The following is a 16,791-nucleotide window of genomic DNA, read 5'->3' as shown; positions in this document are numbered from 1 at the left end:
CCATTAGAAGGTAGATTTAGAGGGATGTGAAATTGACCTTGATCATATATAGAAATCAACTGAATCAATAAACAATCCTAAGTTTTTATATACTAAACATTAAGCAATTACCTATCTTTGCAGCTTAAAATTTAACAAGCTTAAAACACGCAGTTATGCAAGACGGATTATACGCAAAATTTAATACAACAAAAGGAAGTATTCTAGTTAATCTAGAGTATAAAAAAACTCCGGGAACAGTTGGAAACTTTGTAGGTTTAGCAGAAGGAAATATGGAAAACCAGGCTATTCCTCAAGGAAAACCTTATTATAATGGATTAAAATTTCACAGAGTTATTCCTGATTTTATGATTCAGGGAGGAGATCCTCAAGGTTCAGGAGCTGGTGGACCAGGATATCAATTCGATGATGAGATTCATCCAGATCTTAAACATGACGGACCAGGAGTGTTATCTATGGCAAATGCAGGACCAGGAACTAACGGAAGTCAGTTTTTTATTACTCACGTAGAAACTGCTTGGTTAGATGGTAAGCATACTGTTTTTGGTAAAGTGGTAGAAGGACAAGATGTTGTCAATGCTGTAGCACAAGGAGATACTATTGAATCTTTGGAGATTGTTAGAGTAGGAGCTGATGCGGAGAGCTTTAATGCTGTAGAGACTTTTAGACAGTTTAATGGAGCTAAAGCAGAGAGAGAAGCTGCAGCAAAAAAAGCGGCAGAACAACAGTTAGAAGAATTGGCAGCTGGATTTGACAAAACGGATAGTGGTTTACACTATAAAATAATTCAAAAAGGTGATGGCGCGCAAGCAGAAAAAGGAAAAACTGTTTCTGTTCATTATAAGGGAAGCTTAACAGATGGAACTGTTTTCGATTCTTCTTATAAGCGTAATCAACCCATCGATTTTCCGTTAGGAATGGGGCAAGTAATTCCAGGATGGGATGAAGGTATTGCTTTATTACAAGTTGGAGATAAGGCACGTTTCGTAATTCCACCATCTTTAGGATATGGTGCAAACGGTGCTGGAGGAGTAATTCCACCAAACGCTACTTTGATTTTTGATGTAGAATTAGTTGCAGTGAAATAAATTCCTTTTTAAGAGATTTAAAAAAACCTCTGAAGTTTATTTCAGAGGTTTTTTGTACTTATTGTATGTCATTTTATACTGATAAATATTCTTTAACGTTCTGTTAACACTTCTGAGTAGCCATAAAATGGATGTTTTTTTGTTTCAATTTGCAATTTTTACCGAAAATAGTAAACTTTTCCATCTATAATTTAGATATTTACAACCTCTTTTTGGAGTTGGGAACAAATAAAGAACCCCTTTTTTTTGTTAGATATGAAGTGGATACTACTAATTTTTTTAACATTTTGTTGTGTAAATTTTTCTTTTTCTCAGAAAGATGAAGCAACAATGGCAGCTATTAATGATCAGATAGAAATCATCGATAGCTATATGGAATCTGATGTGTTTTCATTAGATCCAGAAGAGTTTCTTGATCAAATTGCGGATCACGGAGCAGAGCTTAATGGATATTATGAGCATGAACGGTTAAAGAAAATTATAAGAAGAATAGGTATGCCCAATGCGATGGTGATTACCGTTTTCTATTTCTGGAATGATCAGTTAATTCATGTAGACTATAAGCAACGTCAATACATGGAAAAGAAAAATGATGATGGTCTCGTAGTGATGGATTATTCTAATGCCTTCACAAAGTATGAGTCTAAATATTACTTTGATAAGGGAGAAGAGATTGATAAAGTAATTAAAGGAAAGGCCGTTACTAATATTGAGCCAGAAGAAGTTTTTGTGGATTATAGCCGCCGTATGAAATCCTTGTTGGATAATAAATTTAAGAATAGAAGTACGTATGAGGCGCTACAAGGGAAATGGGTGAATGTTCAATTCCCTGATGAACATATGATTTTCGAAGAAACTATACGATTTAATTTTCGTGATGGTAAGTTTTTAAAAAGATTAAAAGTGAAAATTAAGGATGATGTTATGTATTGTTCATCTCCTAAAGATCAGTATGTTTATAAATACAAAATAGAATCATTAAATGCATATGAGTTAGTAGTTAAGGATTTACAAGATGCATCTTCTAACTTGGTCTTGTATAAAAAAATGGAATAAAACAATAGTATGAATCTTCAATATCCCATAGGAGAATTTAAATGTCCTAAAACTATTACTAAAGAGCATATCTCCGATTGGATAAGTGATATCGAAGAGTTGCCTAAAAAAATTTCTGATCTTGTTTCGGATTTTTCAGAAGAACAACTAGAAACACCTTATCGGTCTGGTGGATGGACGGCGAGACAAGTTATTCATCATATCCATGATAGTCATCATAATGGATACATACGTTTTAAATGGGCACTTACAGAAGACAAGCCGGTCATCAAAGCTTATTATGAAGATCGATGGGCAGAATTATTTGATACCAAATCAGCGCCTATTCATCTTTCATTAGATTTGATTAAAGCTTTACACGCAAAATGGGTGTATTTTTTGAAAGGACTTTCAGATAATGAACTAGAAAAAGTATTTATACATCCAGAAGGAACTGTAGAAATTTCGTTAGCAGAAGATATTGGAATATATGCTTGGCACGGAAATCATCATTTAGCACATTTGCAGATAGTAGCTACAGCTACAAAATAGAGAGAATCATTCGCTGCATTTCTCTGTAACCATCCTTTAATCCAGGATAATCCAGGTTGTAATAAGAAACAGTCTTGAATCCTAACTTTTTATAAAATTGAAGAGCAGGACTTGTAGTCATAACATCCAGCCAAATAACTTTTTTATTCAATTCTTTAGCAAGGTTTTTTGTAAAATCTATAGTATGTGTACCTATGCCTAATCCGGTAGCTTCAGCCAGAAGATATATTTTTTCAAGTTGAAGAGCTTCAGCAGGAGTGTGTCCTACTAATTCTTGATGTTTTCTCAGTTTTAGCAATCCAAGGGTCTTTTCAAATCTTTGAATCAAAAAATACATAATGTTTTCAGTTTCAATATCCTTTTTAAAAGCGGCTGTTGTAAAACTTAAATTGATATAAAAACTAGTATCTTCATTTTTCCAGATATGTGAGTAGTGTTCCGGATAGAATTGCTGACTTATTTTTGCTAAAACGTCAATGTCTTTTTCGGAACATTTCTGAAATTTAATTTCAAAAGCCATTTATTATTCTTTCCATTTAATATTGCAACCTATACTTGGTTTCTGTGGTTCTAAGACCTTTGAGTTTTTAAGTACAGCGTCTAAAGCCTGACGAAGATCACGGCCATTCACAGGGATTCCGTTTCCAGGTCTGGAATCATCTAATTGTCCTCTGTAAATAAGTTTTAATTCTCCATCAAAAAGATAAAAATCTGGCGTGCATGCTGCGTCATAAGCTTTCGCTACTTCCTGAGTGTCATCAAATAAATAAGGGAATGTATAATTATTCTTTTGCGCAGTTTTCCACATATGTTCTGGAGCATCTTGTGGATAATTTTCGATGTCATTGCTGCTTATAGCAACAAAACCAAACCCTTGTACACGATAATCATTAGCAACTCTAACAATCTCCTCATTCACGTGAATAACAAATGGACAATGATTGCAAATGAACATAACTACAGTACCTTTTTCTCCTTTGATGCTTTTTAGTGAAACCTTATTATTAGTAACACTATCTACCAAAGTAAAATCTGGAGCAATTGTACCAAGGGGTGCCATGTTAGATGGAGTTCGAGCCATAGTATTTAGTTTTAGTATTTTCGAAATTACAATTTTATACTATATAAGTCTAAAAAATGCTATCTTAGTTACATTAAAATTCCATAGTTATGAAAACTTTAGAAACATGGTTTCAAGAATATGCTGTGAGCCATCAAAACAAAACAAATATTGCAATTCATTTTATATGTGTTCCTGCTATATTCTTTTCTGTCGTAGGCCTAATTATGAGTATTCCTAGCGGATTTTTGGCCTCAATTATTCCAGGAGAAAATCCTTTTATAGAAAATTGGGCCTTTGTAGTTGCCTTACTTATTCTGCTGTTTTATGTAAGATTATCTGTAAAAATGGCGTTGCAGATATTAATTTTTGTTGCTTTTTGTATCATAGCTAATTATTACATTGGTCAATATGCTCCATTATGGATGGTATCTCTTGGGATTTTTGTAGTTGCGTGGATTGGGCAATTTTATGGACACCATTTAGAAGGAAAGAAACCTTCTGCGGCACAAGACTTACAGTTTTTGCTAATCGGACCTGCTTGGGTAATCCAAAAAATGTTTGGAAAAAAGTAATATGAGTTTACAGAATTGGAAAAATTCAGGATCATATTTTTCGTATAAAAACTATCAAATTTTCTATAAGGAAGGAGGAGCAGGGATTCCGCTGCTTCTAATTCATGGGTTTCCTACATCTTCTTGGGATTGGAATAAGATTTGGGATTCGCTAATTAAAAAATATAAGGTGTATGCTATCGATATGTTGGGATATGGTTTTTCTTCTAAACCAACTGATTTTAGGTATACTATTGCTTCGCAAGTTGATTTATGGGAGGCATTCTTAAAAGAAAAATCGATTACTTCTTTTCATATACTCGCACACGATTATGGAGATACAGTGGTTCAGGAAATGTTAGCTAGGTCTAAAGAGAATCTTGAATATGAATTTAAAATTGAATCTGTTTGCTTTCTTAATGGAGGAATGTTTCCAGAGACCAACTTCCCTACACTTACGCAAAGAATGTTGTTGACGCCTTTTGGTGCTATTCTAAAACATTTTATGGGTCGAAATACGTTGGCAAAAAACTTCAAAAAGATATTTGGGCAGCATACACAAGCTAGTGAAAAGGAAATAGATGAGTTTTGGGAAACGATAGACTATAATTCTGGTAAAAATGTAATACCAAAACTTATAAAGTATTTAAAGGAAAGAGACACGTATAAAATAAGATGGCGTGAAGCAATACAATATACAGATATGCCCAAAAGACTTATTGACGGAGGAGTAGATCCGATCTCAGGAAAACATATGGCAGAATTCTATAAAGAAATCGTTCCTAATGCTGATGTAGTGATATTGGACACAATTGGCCATTACCCCCAAACAGAAGCTCCCGAAGAGGTTTTACATCACTATACTGAGTTTAGAAAGCGATTATAATATTTTAGTGTGAATTCAATATAGCTTTTATATAAAAATTCACTAGTCTTCGATACAATCCGCGTCTCAGGTGGATCACTCAAACTAATGTAATTTCATGTTATTTTAAAACTGTTTTGAACCAACTAAATGGATTTTTTAAACTTCCACTAACCACTAATCTACATTTCATCACTAAAGAAAATAGCATTCATCAATAACTTATTAGTTCCGTACCAGAAAGCTCTAAAATTAGTGTTATCTGTAAATAGGATTGTATTTCCTCTACCTAGACTTTGATGTCTAAAAGGGACAGTACTGGATAAAGAATCTAAATTCTTTTTGCTAATGTATCCACTTAATAATGGAGATTTTGTGTATTGAATTGGGTTGCTGTAGCTTTGTTTGTCAGCTTTGATAAATAAGGTAGTATTTCTAAACATAGCTATTTTATCATTTTTGTATCCAAAATTGATAGGATGTGATCTATCAGTTTTAGCTTGAAAAATAGCTCCTCCAATCACTTGAGCACCAAAGAAATCTCGTCTTTGTTCAAAAGATATATTTTTAGCATCATTTTCTGGTTTAGAAAATTCGATTTTCATTAGTTCATTATTCTTAAAGAATTGAGCAGCATTTCTATATCCAATCAATGTTCCTCCGTTTCGAATCCAGGTCTTCAATTTATCAATTACATTTTTACCCATTGTTTGGTTCCAGCTATTTGGTAAAATGATATGTGTGTATCCGGATAGGTTTCTTCTTTCTAAATAATCTGTATTTAGTTTTGTGATAGGAATATTATAACGTTGATCCATAAGGTGCCAGATTTCACCGGCATCATACGGAGTAATTCCTGCTCCAGTAAGTAGGGCGATTTTGGGTAATGTCAAAGCTCTAAATTGAGTGCTCCCTAGGTCGATACCGGTAGTAAGCCCTGTAGCTACTCCTGTAATATCTACATGATTTTCTGAAGCAAGTTTTTGTAAAAATGAATGAATGTCTTCAGCACTGAGTTTCTGATTCTGTATTGGGATCATGATCGTACCATAATCATAACTTTTATTTTCGATAGAGAATGGTTTCATACCTACTTTAGCTCTTAGTCCTTTGTGTAGGATTTTATATAACACAGCAGGAGTATAGTATTCATGCCATTCCATAAGGTATGCATAATTACTCTTGTTAATGATTTTGGGTTTTCTGAAATTTAACTCAGTAATTTCGTTTCCTAAATCAGTAGTAGCTGATTTTTCAGAGAAATCTAAGTTAAACGCCAGAGGGAACGTCCATGCGGAGATATCATAAAATAAGCTATCCTGAAAAGAAGTTCTTTTCTCGAACATAGCTTTTATCAAACGACTTTGTTTTTGGTTTTTTGGTACTACATAGCTATATCCTTTTTTGAATTTTTTACCATCAGAAGTCATATCATTTTTTAGATTATAAAACTTAATTTCATGGCGTTTTAAAATCTCTGCTAAGTGATATGTAGAAGTGGCATCTTTTTCATTACCAAAAATATAAGCTCCATTCTGTGCTTCTTTTCTTGCATTCGCGTAAAAATTCTTTTGATATTGAAGCAATTCTACCCGCATCGATTTTGCAGCTTCTAGTGTAGAAAGAGTCGCTGTAAATTGATTTCGTATGGTAAAAGGAAATGTCAATATTCCATTATCTGTTTCCTGAGCATGTCCACGAGAACTTCCTTGCTCAAACAGAATTCCAATTCCTCCGTTAATATCTGGAAAAGTAGAACCTTTTCCGTAATAGAAATCATCAAAGTTCTCCTCAGTATAATACAATGATCCTATTTTGTTAAAGGCATTGGCATGGTAATAAGCAATTTTTTTGGTGAGTTCTTGATTTAGTTTTGGAGTTAATGGGTGTGTTCTGGATTGTATTCCCGGTTGAAAGAAAAATGTACTATTGCTTCCCATCTCGTGGTGATCCGTTAGAATGTTTGGATACCAATTATGGAACGTTTTGATTCTTGCTCTGGATTCTGGTAATTGTACTGGTAGCCAATCACGATTCATATCAAACCAATAATGATTGGTTCTTCCTCCAGGCCATACTTCACTATATTCTCGATCTTGAGGGTCTGTAGTTATATTTTTACTCTTATTAGTATTGGCCCAGTATGAAAAACGTTGTAAACCATCTGGATTTAATGAAGGGTCAAACAAGATTACAACATTATCCAGTAGCTCATCAATTTCATTTCCTTGTCCAGCAGCTAGATAATATGCAGCAAGTAAACTAGCATTGGATCCACTAGGTTCATTACCGTGAATAGAAAACCCTTGATACACAATTGCAGGCATAGATGCTATATCTGCTATATTGGTATTAGATTGCGTCAATTGAAGATGTTGAGTTCTAATTTTTTCAAGATTTTGATGGTTTTTTTCTGAAGTGATGGTTAAAAGAATAATAGGACGATCTTCAAAGGTTTTTCCGCGATCTTCTATAGTGATACGAGGAGAAGCTTCTGCCAAAGCTTTCATGTACTCTACTAATTTGTCATGTGTAACATGCCATTTCCCTGGAACAAACCCTAAAACACTTTGTGGTGTTGGAATTTTGGGATTGTAAGACACTCCTTTTGGTAAATAATAATCTAATGAAAGGTTTTCTTGAGAAAAGGAAGAAAAGAATAGTAAGGATAGAATAATAGTAAAGAAGTACTTCATTTTAGACAGTTTGTGCGAGTGTTGAATTTATAGTCATCGAAAATAAAAAAAACCGCTTCAGAGATTGAAGCGGTTTGCATAAGTTTAACATAAGTTATTATGTCTTATATGTCATCGAAGCTTACATCAGTAAAACTTTCTGTAGAAGCAGTAACTTCTTCATTAGTAGTCGTTGGTTCTTCGGTATTTTGTTCGTAAGATTTCTGATAATCTTTTTGATGTCTTTCGCTTATAACTTCTTCACCTTTTTCATTAACGATGAAATCTGTCATTTCAGCCAAAATTTCACTAAACCCTACAAAGTCTTCTTTGTATAAATAGATTTTATGCTTTTTGTAGTGAAAAGATCCGTCGTCATTGGTGAATTTTTTACTCTCTGTAATGGTAAGATAGTAATCTCCAGCTTTTGTTGATCTTACATCAAAGAAATATGTTCTTCTTCCTGCTCTTAAAACTTTTGAGAAAATTTCCTCTTTCTCTAACATTTCATTATCGCTCATAATCCGTATTTCTTAATTAATTAGTCTGTTACGATGGAATCAAAAATCTAAAAAATTTGTTAATCGTACAACAAAATATCAAATTTCTTTTTCGCTCAGCTGTTTTAAATATAGTTCTTTGTAATACCCATCTATGTCTAATAGTTGATTATGAGTGCCTTGTTGGATGATTTTTCCATCACTTAAAACAATTATTTTATCTGCATTTCTTACTGTAGAAACTCTATGACTTACAATAAAAGTAGTCTTATTTTTAGATATTCTATTGAGATTGTTAAGTATTTCTTCTTCAGTTTCCGTATCAACCGCGGATAAACAATCATCAAAAAGAAGGATGGAAGGATTTTTAATAATTGCTCGAGCAATAGAAACTCTTTGCTTTTGTCCACCAGATAATGTGATTCCTCTTTCTCCTAAAACTGTATTATATCCTTTGCTAAATCCTTGGATATTTTCGTGAACAACAGCATTTTTTGCAGCTTCTAAAACCTCACTATCTGTGGCATTCACTTTTCCGAATTTTATATTATTTCTTATAGAGTCGCTAAACAGGAAAGCATCTTGTGGAACATATCCTATTGAGGTTCTCAGATCTACTAAGTTTAGATCCCTAACGGGCTTTTTGTCGATTCTGATTTCTCCATCAGAAACATCATACAACCTTCCTATTAGGTCTAAAATTGTTGATTTTCCAGAACCGGTTTTTCCAATAATAGCAATGGTTTGCCCTGAATTTATTTCGAAACTTATGTTCTTTAATGCTGTAATATTAGTATCATCGTACACAAAAGAGACATTATCAAAAACAATATTTCCTGTTACTGGTGTTTTTTCGGTAACGGTATTTGTAATTTCAGGTTCTTGGCTTAAGAACTCATTAATTCTAACCTGAGAAGCTTCTGCTTGTTGTATAATAGAGGTAACCCACCCTACAGTGGCAACTGGCCAGGTTAGCATATTAACAAAAATGATAAATTCTACAATTACGCCAAGGTCCTGAATTGTACCATTTATATATTGCTTGCCACCAATATAAATAACCATGATATTGCTAATACCAATAAGCAATACCATTAACGGGAAAAATAACGCCTGTACTTTTACGAGATCAATGTTCTTTTCTTTACTGGTATTTGACAACTCCGTAAAGTTCGTTAATGTTTGTGGTTCGATTCCATAAGCTTTGATAACAGAAATACCACTAAATGATTCTTGGGTGAATGTGGTTAGTTTAGATAAAAATTGCTGTACAATGGTACTCCTTTTATGTATAGCAACACTTAGCTTATATATGGAAATAGATAAAATAGGAAGTGGCGCAACAGTATACAAAGTTAGTTGTGGAGCAATACTAATCATATAACCAATAACTACTATAAATAATGTAATCGTATTAACACTGTACATAATAGCAGGACCTACATACATTCTCACTTTGGATACATCTTCACTGATACGATTCATTAAATCGCCTGTTCTATTTTTTTTATAAAAATTAAGCGACAAAATCTGATAATGTCTGAAAACTTCATTTTTTAGGTCAAATTCTATAAATCGTGATACTACTATAAATGTCTGGCGCATCAAAAAAGTGAAAAAAGCAGCAATCAAGACAGATCCCAGAATAAAAAGAATATTGGTAATCAATCCTGTTTTTACATCATTAATGTCTGTAATACTTTTATTAATATACTGTTCTACAACATCCACAGAGTCTCCAACAAATTTAGGAACTGCAACTGCAAAAATTCTTGCTATAACCGTGATTACAAAACCGATAATAAGGCGATATTTATATTTAAAAAAGTACTTGTTTAGATGGCGTAATGCACGCATAAAGTATTGATTTTTAGAAGCTGAATTATTAACAAATTCTTAAAGTTTAACAACAAAAAATTTTAAATTCGTAAAAATACATTATTTTAGCACCTCAATTTTGACTATTATATAATTTATAACATTTTAAAATTTCCGAAAATGATAACCGAAGTGCTTACTGCAAATCAATTAAAAAAAGAGGCTCCTGTATTTGGCCAATTGTCTTTTAACGATCACGAACAAGTTGTTTTTTGTCAGGACAAAGATACAGGATTAAAGGCAATAATTGGGGTGCATAACACAATTTTAGGACCAGCTTTAGGGGGGACGAGAATGTATAATTATAAAACAGAATGGGATGCTCTTAATGATGTATTAAGATTGTCAAGAGGGATGACTTATAAAGCAGCTATCACTGGTTTGAATCTTGGAGGAGGAAAAGCGGTTATTATTGGAGATCCTAAAACTTTAAAAACTCCTGCGTTAATGAAACGTTTTGGAGAGTTTGTACATACACTAGGTGGGAAATACTACACGGCAGAAGATGTGGGTATGGAGACCTCTGATATGGATACTGTTCGTGAAGTAACTCCTTATGTAACCGGAATTTCTGAATCTAAAGGAGGAGCAGGAAACCCATCTCCTGTAACAGCATATGGTGTTTATATGGGGATGAAAGCCTCAGCTAAATTTGCTTATGGAACAGATAATCTAGAAGGTAAAAAGATATTAGTACAAGGTATAGGTCACGTAGGAGAAGAACTTGTTCGTCTAACTGCAGAAGAAGGAGCTAATGTTATTATTACAGATATAAACCAGGAAAGACTCCATGAAGTAAGCAATACATATGGAGTAGAAATATATAAAGGAGAAGATTTATATGCAGAAACGGCTGATATCTACGCACCTTGTGCACTAGGAGCTACAGTTAATAATGAGACTATTAATAAGCTAAAAGTTAAAGTGATTGCCGGAGCAGCTAATAATCAATTAGCTTCAGAAAATATTCACGGTCCATTATTACAGGAAAAAGGGATTGTGTATGCACCTGACTTTTTGATCAATGCAGGAGGTATCATTAATGTATATGCAGAGATTGAAGGATACGGAAGAGATCAGATTATAACTAAAACTGAAAATATCTATAATACTACATTAGATATTTTAAACAAAGCAAAGGCTACTGGCATGACTACAAATACTGCTGCTGTTAGTATTGCGGATGAAAGAATTGCAGCCAAAAAAAAGCAATAAATAGATTTGTATAAAATTTACTTCATAAAAAGTAAATTTTAGAATTGGTAGAATAAAAATAATAGTATTTTTGCAGGGCGAAAGTGATATACACTTTCGCCTTTTTAAATGTAATAGTTCTTTGTAATTTCTTATGTTAACCAGAAGACATATCCGAGTTAAAGTAATGCAGTCCCTCTATGCTTTAGAGCAGACGCAAAGTGATAATCTAGATAAAGAAGAAAAGTTTTTACTTTTTAGTATTGAACAGATGTACGATTTATTTCTTATAAATCTTCAACTTCTAGTAGAAATAAGAAAGCATGCTACCGATTTCTTAGAAAAAAGTCAGAAAAAATATTTGGCAACTTCAGAAGAAAAAAACCCAAACCAAAAGTTTATTAATAACGAAGTACTCACGCTATTAGAAAAAAATATCGAGCTTAAAGAAGCAATGGGGCATAAGAAAATGAACTGTTGGGATCTTGATGACGAGTACGTAAAAATTCTTTGGAAAGAAATAAGTACAAGTGAGCTCTATGCTGACTATATGAGTACAAAAATGAGTTCTTTTAAAGAAGACAAGGATTTTATTCTTGATGTTTTCAAAGAAATCATAGCTCCCAATGATAAGTTGTATGAATATATAGAAGATAAAAGACTTACTTGGATAGATGATTTACCTTTAATCAATACAGGAATTATAAAGATGCTGAGAAAGGTAAAACAAACTCATGATGAGCATATGTCTTTGCCTAGATTATATAAAGATGCGGATGATAAGAAATTTGCAAAAGATATTTTTAGAAAAACTGCGCTTAATGGAGTGGAGTTTGCAAAAGAAATAGAGGGAAGAACTCCTAATTGGGACAAAGATAGAATAGCAGAATTGGACAAAGCAGTGATTAAAATGGCGATTTGTGAGTTCCAGAAATTCCCGTCAATACCTGTAAAAGTAACAATTAACGAATATTTAGAGATTGCCAAGGAATATAGTACACCAAAGAGTAGTATCTTTATCAACGGTATATTAGATAAAATATCCAAAGAATATCAAGAAAACGGTAAATTAAATAAAGTTGGCCGAGGTCTTATGTAGTTCAAAAAAAATAGTATTTTTAACCCTCAATTAATTAAAAACCCAAGTAATGAAAAAAGGAATCTTGATTTTAGCTGGTGTTTTTGCTTTGACATTTATGTCTTGTAAAGATAATGCAGCAGAAAAAGTTAAAGAAGAAAATGTAGCGGATGCTGCAGATCGTGATGCAAAGAATACAGATTTCCCTGTAATGAGCTTTGATCAAACTGAACACGATTTTGGAACAATCAATGAAGGTGATGTAGTAGAGCATACTTTTACATTTACTAATACTGGTAAAGCACCATTAGTAATCGTTAATGCAAAAGGAAGTTGTGGATGTACAGTTCCTGAGTGGACAAAAGAACCTGTTGCTCCTGGAGCTACTGGGTCTATGTTAGTAAAATTTAATTCTAACGGTAAGCCAAACGCTCAAAACAAACAAGTTACTATTACTGCTAATACTGAAGCAGGAAAAGAAATCCTTAAGATTAAGGCAATGGTAACTCCAAAAGCTAAACCAGTAAGCGGAACTCCAGTAAGCGAGTAATTTTTATGGAAGGATTTGGAGGACAATTACCTTTTATACTTTTGATATTTGTGGTGATGTATTTTTTTATGATACGTCCGCAAATGCAAAAGGCAAAAAAGGAGAAGAAATTTGCTGAAGAACTTAAAAGGGGTGATCGCGTAGTAACAAAAAGTGGTCTTCACGGAAAAGTTTTTGATTTCAGTGAAAAAAGTAATGCTGTTATTATTGAAACAGGGTCTGGTAAGTTAACATTCGATAAATCTGCTATTTCATTAGAAATGAGTCAGAAGTTAAATGCACCACCAGCTGAAAAAAAGAAGTAATCATCAGTTTATAAAGTAAAAATCGCCGTATTAAGTTAATACGGCGATTTTTTTGTGACTTTGTTTTTTATTACAGATTTATCTATTTGCAGTTAATTCCGCTATTTTTACGATTACTTCTGTCGCTTTAATCATGCTTTCTACGGGCACGTATTCATACCTTCCATGAAAATTATGTCCACCTGCAAAAATATTAGGACAGGGTAGTCCCATATAGCTTAATTGCGATCCATCTGTACCACCACGAATTGGTTTAATAAGCGGGGTAATACCTAACGCTTTCATGGCTTCTTCTGCAATATCTACAATATGCATTACAGGCTCTACCTTTTCTCTCATATTGTAGTACTGATCGTTAATTACAGTGGTAACAGTGTCTTTCCCGTACTGTTTGTTCAGTTCACTTGTAAGCTTAATCATCATCTCTTTACGAGCTTCAAAATGCTTTTTATCGTGATCTCTGATAATGTACTCTAGTTTAGTTTCTTCAACCTCTCCAGTCATATTATGTAAATGAAAAAAGCCTTCGCGATCACTAGTGTGTTCTGGAGTTTCTAATCTTGGTAAAGAATTGATGAAATCCTGAGCGATATACATACTATTGATCATTTTTCCTTTGGCATATCCTGGATGTACAATTTTACCTTTTACAGTAACCACAGCACCCGCTGCATTGAAGTTTTCATATTCCAGCTCACCAATTTGACTACCATCCATAGTGTAAGCCCACTCGGCTCCGAACTTTTTTACATTAAACTTATGGGCTCCTCTTCCTATTTCTTCATCTGGAGTAAAACCAATACGAATTTTTCCGTGCTTGATTTCTGGATGTTGGATGAGGTATTCCATAGCCGAAATAATCTCAGCAATACCCGCCTTATCATCTGCTCCAAGAAGTGTGGTTCCGTCTGTAGTGATTAATGTCTGTCCTTTATATAATTTTAGGTCTTCAAAATAATCTGGAGACAATACAATATTATTTTCTTTATTCAGAACGATATCTTTTCCATCATAAGATTCAATAATTTGCGGATTCACATTTGCTCCGGTAAAATCAGGAGTTGTGTCAAAATGCGAAATAAAACCGATTGTTGGCACATCATGAGTTACATTAGAAGGTAATGTTGCCATGATGTAAGCATTTTCATCAATAGTAACTTCTTCTAGACCAATCGATTTTAACTCTTCTACTAATTTATTAGCCAGATCCCATTGTTTCATAGAACTAGGAGTTGTGTCGCTATTAGGGTCACTTTCCGTATCTATAGTTACATAACTTATGAATCTGTCAATAATGTGTTTTTTTGGAATCATAGCGGTGTGTTTTTAATCCTGAAGATTTCAAAAATACACATTCATAGACTTTTATTAGAACCTCTTAAGACTTATTTTTGCACAGCAAAAGAATCTTTCAATGTATAAATCACTTGTCCGTCCAATTTTATTCAAATATGATCCTGAAACAGTGCATCACTTCACGTTTAAGATGATTAGGGTTCTGTCTAAAATTCCTTTTATCTCATCAATTTTTAGAAGTTTATACCTTGTAAGAAATCCAGTATTGGAGCGTGAGGTTTTTGGATTAAAATTTAAGAATCCGGTTGGACTTGCTGCAGGATTTGATAAAAATGCAATACTGTATAATGAGCTGGGAAACTTTGGTTTTGGTTTTATCGAAATTGGTACAGTAACCCCAAGAGGACAAGAAGGAAATCCTAAAAAAAGATTGTTTAGACTTAAAGAAGATAGGGCGATTATTAATAGAATGGGATTTAATAATGAAGGTCTGGAAGCCGCAATTCAACAACTAAAGAAAAACAAAGGAAAACTTATTATTGGAGGTAATATTGGAAAAAATACGGATACCGCTCCAGAAGATTATACCAGAGATTACTTAGAGTGTTTTAAGGCTTTACATCCTTATGTAGATTATTTTGTCCTTAATGTTAGCTGTCCCAATGTTAGTAGTCATGCTAAGTTAAATGATAAAGATTATTTGTTAGAGTTGATAGGAGCTGTACAAAAGGTGAATAATGCAAATAATACACAAAAACCTATTGTGTTAAAAATCGCACCGGATTTGAATAATAGTCAACTTGATGAAATTATAGAATTAGTTAATGAAACCAAACTAGATGGTGTTATCGCTAGTAATACTTCCACGTTTAGAGAAGGTTTAAAGGCTTCAAAAGAACAGTTAGATGCTATAGGTAATGGAGGTTTGAGCGGTCAACCTATAAAAAATAGAAGTACAACAGTTATTAAGTATTTATCAGAAAAAAGCAATAAAGCTTTTCCTATCATAGGAGTAGGAGGTATTCATTCTGCAGCTGATGCTATAGAAAAATTAGAAGCAGGAGCAAGTTTGGTACAATTATATACCGGTTTTATTTATGAAGGGCCAAAGTTGATTAAGGATATTAATAAAGCAGTTATCAAAAAAGGATTATAAATAAACTATCGCAAAATAATTTTTTGAGTTTCAGTTTTCCCAAGATTTGTGTGAAGTCTAACTAAATAAATTCCAGAATTAAGATTAGTGAGATCTAAGTTAATGTTGGTATTACTTTTTTTAAAATCATAACGTCTAACTTGCTTTCCTAAAACATTATAGATTTGAATTTCTTCTACATTAGCAGTTTTTGAAGATGATATGGATATGTTGCCATGGCTAGGATTAGGAGAAATTGTAATGGTATCCTCTAGACTATCAAAATCTTGTATGCTAAGTCGTTTTTGTGTAAAAACAAGAGTTCCGATTTTTTCAGAAGAAAAAGGAGCAATTCCTTCTAAACTTGATATAGTCTCTTGAGGAACCGTTGCTGGATTACTTAAACTATAGCCTGTCCCATTTTCAGTTCCGGCGTCATAAGCGTGGAGATCTAGTGTGACTTCCGGGATCCATTGTCCTCCATTATCTAATAGAGAAACACTATTTACTGCAATCATCCAGTCAGGACTTGGAGCGATCATTGAAGCAAGACTAATTAAAGGGTAGTCAGAGTTTATAGTAATATCGCTTATGGTTATAGTTCTACCAGATCCAGTAAAAAATAAACTAGGTCCTTCAATAAATTGATCGGCATTATTAGCGTTTATTGCATCTGTAACTTCTGAGTTAAAAATGCTGAAAGCACCGGTTTCTGCAACTTGTTTTATGCCAGCAGTGGCTAAACCATCCATTTCAAGAAAAGTAACATTACCATTGTGTGCTGCACCCACTAGTTCAGTAAAATGAGCTCCACCTGGTAATGAACCGTGAGCTTCCCAATTACTTGTAAAAATAATATCGTATGTAGCTGTTGTTTGACCGAATGTGGCGAATGAAAGAAATAATAGTGTAGTTTTTAGAATAAGCTTTTTCATTTGTGTGGTTGTTGGTTATTTCGATTTACATTACATATTTTAAACAGTTGAAAGCATAATAACCCTAATTATTTAATAATAATTTATATCT

At 33.3% G+C, this 16,791-nt stretch carries 17 protein-coding genes; 10 read left to right on the top strand and 7 right to left on the bottom strand.

Features of this window, described 5'->3' with window-relative positions:
- Positions 1–155: 155 nt before the first annotated feature.
- From Q0829_RS21330 to Q0829_RS21320, 3 genes are all read left to right on the top strand, one after another.
- Positions 156–1,088 (top strand): peptidylprolyl isomerase, encoded by a 933-nt coding sequence (locus Q0829_RS21330; RefSeq protein WP_298546753.1) that lies wholly within the window; start codon positions 156–158, stop codon positions 1,086–1,088.
- 255 nt (positions 1,089–1,343) lie between these two features.
- Positions 1,344–2,144, top strand: coding sequence for a hypothetical protein (locus Q0829_RS21325; RefSeq protein ID WP_298546751.1), 801 nt, complete (start codon positions 1,344–1,346; stop codon positions 2,142–2,144).
- Positions 2,145–2,153: 9 nt separating this feature from the next.
- Positions 2,154–2,675, top strand: coding sequence for a YfiT family bacillithiol transferase (locus Q0829_RS21320; RefSeq protein ID WP_298546749.1), 522 nt, complete (start codon positions 2,154–2,156; stop codon positions 2,673–2,675).
- Here the strand turns inward: Q0829_RS21320 and Q0829_RS21315 are convergent.
- Entirely contained in the window at positions 2,665–3,195 is a 531-nt protein-coding gene (locus Q0829_RS21315; protein WP_298546746.1) for a GNAT family N-acetyltransferase, read from the bottom strand. The two genes, Q0829_RS21320 and Q0829_RS21315, sit on opposite strands and share 11 nt — an antisense overlap.
- Positions 3,196–3,198: 3 nt before the next feature.
- The gene (locus Q0829_RS21310) at positions 3,199–3,756 is read right to left on the bottom strand and encodes a thioredoxin family protein (protein WP_298546744.1); all 558 of its coding nucleotides are present in this window, start codon (positions 3,754–3,756) and stop codon (positions 3,199–3,201) included.
- A gap of 89 nt (positions 3,757–3,845) precedes the next feature.
- Here Q0829_RS21310 and Q0829_RS21305 point away from each other — a divergent pair, with 89 nt between their 5' ends.
- Positions 3,846–4,310, top strand: a complete 465-nt coding sequence (locus tag Q0829_RS21305; protein ID WP_298546742.1) for an Mpo1-like protein — start codon at positions 3,846–3,848, stop codon at positions 4,308–4,310.
- 1 nt (position 4,311) lies between these two features.
- Positions 4,312–5,175, top strand: a complete 864-nt coding sequence (locus tag Q0829_RS21300) for an alpha/beta hydrolase (protein WP_298546740.1) — start codon at positions 4,312–4,314, stop codon at positions 5,173–5,175.
- A gap of 161 nt (positions 5,176–5,336) precedes the next feature.
- Here Q0829_RS21300 and Q0829_RS21295 read toward each other — a convergent pair whose 3' ends face one another.
- The 3 genes from Q0829_RS21295 to Q0829_RS21285 form a co-directional block, all read right to left on the bottom strand.
- Complete coding sequence (locus Q0829_RS21295; protein WP_298546737.1) at positions 5,337–7,850, bottom strand: M14 family metallopeptidase; 2,514 nt, start codon at positions 7,848–7,850, stop codon at positions 5,337–5,339.
- A gap of 104 nt (positions 7,851–7,954) precedes the next feature.
- Entirely contained in the window at positions 7,955–8,350 is a 396-nt protein-coding gene (locus tag Q0829_RS21290) for a PUR family DNA/RNA-binding protein (RefSeq protein ID WP_298546735.1), read from the bottom strand.
- A 78-nt stretch (positions 8,351–8,428) separates the two neighbouring features.
- Positions 8,429–10,186, bottom strand: coding sequence for an ABC transporter ATP-binding protein (locus Q0829_RS21285; RefSeq protein WP_298546733.1), 1,758 nt, complete (start codon positions 10,184–10,186; stop codon positions 8,429–8,431).
- Between the two features lie 141 nt (positions 10,187–10,327).
- On the opposite strand from Q0829_RS21285, the gene Q0829_RS21280 reads away from it, so the two are divergent.
- The 4 genes from Q0829_RS21280 to yajC all read left to right on the top strand — a co-directional run bounded on the left by Q0829_RS21280 (position 10,328) and on the right by yajC (position 13,334).
- The gene (locus Q0829_RS21280) at positions 10,328–11,422 is read left to right on the top strand and encodes a Glu/Leu/Phe/Val dehydrogenase dimerization domain-containing protein (protein WP_298546731.1); all 1,095 of its coding nucleotides are present in this window, start codon (positions 10,328–10,330) and stop codon (positions 11,420–11,422) included.
- A 133-nt stretch (positions 11,423–11,555) separates the two neighbouring features.
- The gene (gene nusB / locus Q0829_RS21275) at positions 11,556–12,500 is read left to right on the top strand and encodes a transcription antitermination factor NusB (protein ID WP_298546729.1); all 945 of its coding nucleotides are present in this window, start codon (positions 11,556–11,558) and stop codon (positions 12,498–12,500) included.
- Positions 12,501–12,549: 49 nt separating this feature from the next.
- Positions 12,550–13,029: a DUF1573 domain-containing protein gene (locus Q0829_RS21270; protein WP_298546727.1), complete on the top strand. Its 480-nt coding sequence runs from the start codon at positions 12,550–12,552 to the stop codon at positions 13,027–13,029.
- Positions 13,030–13,034: 5 nt separating this feature from the next.
- Positions 13,035–13,334: a preprotein translocase subunit YajC gene (gene yajC, locus Q0829_RS21265; protein ID WP_298546725.1), complete on the top strand. Its 300-nt coding sequence runs from the start codon at positions 13,035–13,037 to the stop codon at positions 13,332–13,334.
- Positions 13,335–13,412: 78 nt separating this feature from the next.
- Here the strand turns inward: yajC and pepT are convergent, their stop codons facing one another.
- A complete protein-coding gene (pepT, locus tag Q0829_RS21260) occupies positions 13,413–14,648 on the bottom strand; it encodes a peptidase T (protein ID WP_298546723.1) in 1,236 nt (411 codons plus the stop codon).
- A gap of 100 nt (positions 14,649–14,748) precedes the next feature.
- Here pepT and Q0829_RS21255 point away from each other — a divergent pair, with 100 nt between their 5' ends.
- Positions 14,749–15,786: a quinone-dependent dihydroorotate dehydrogenase gene (locus Q0829_RS21255; protein ID WP_298546721.1), complete on the top strand. Its 1,038-nt coding sequence runs from the start codon at positions 14,749–14,751 to the stop codon at positions 15,784–15,786.
- 5 nt (positions 15,787–15,791) lie between these two features.
- On the opposite strand, the gene Q0829_RS21250 is transcribed toward Q0829_RS21255, so the two are convergent.
- Complete coding sequence (locus tag Q0829_RS21250; RefSeq protein WP_298546720.1) at positions 15,792–16,700, bottom strand: spondin domain-containing protein; 909 nt, start codon at positions 16,698–16,700, stop codon at positions 15,792–15,794.
- Between the last annotated feature and the right edge of the window lie 91 nt (positions 16,701–16,791).

Origin of the sequence: uncultured Aquimarina sp., assembly GCF_947492405.1 — a bacterium.
Classification (GTDB): Bacteria; Bacteroidota; Bacteroidia; order Flavobacteriales; family Flavobacteriaceae; genus Aquimarina.
This window is presented reverse-complemented; position numbering and strand designations above follow the sequence as displayed.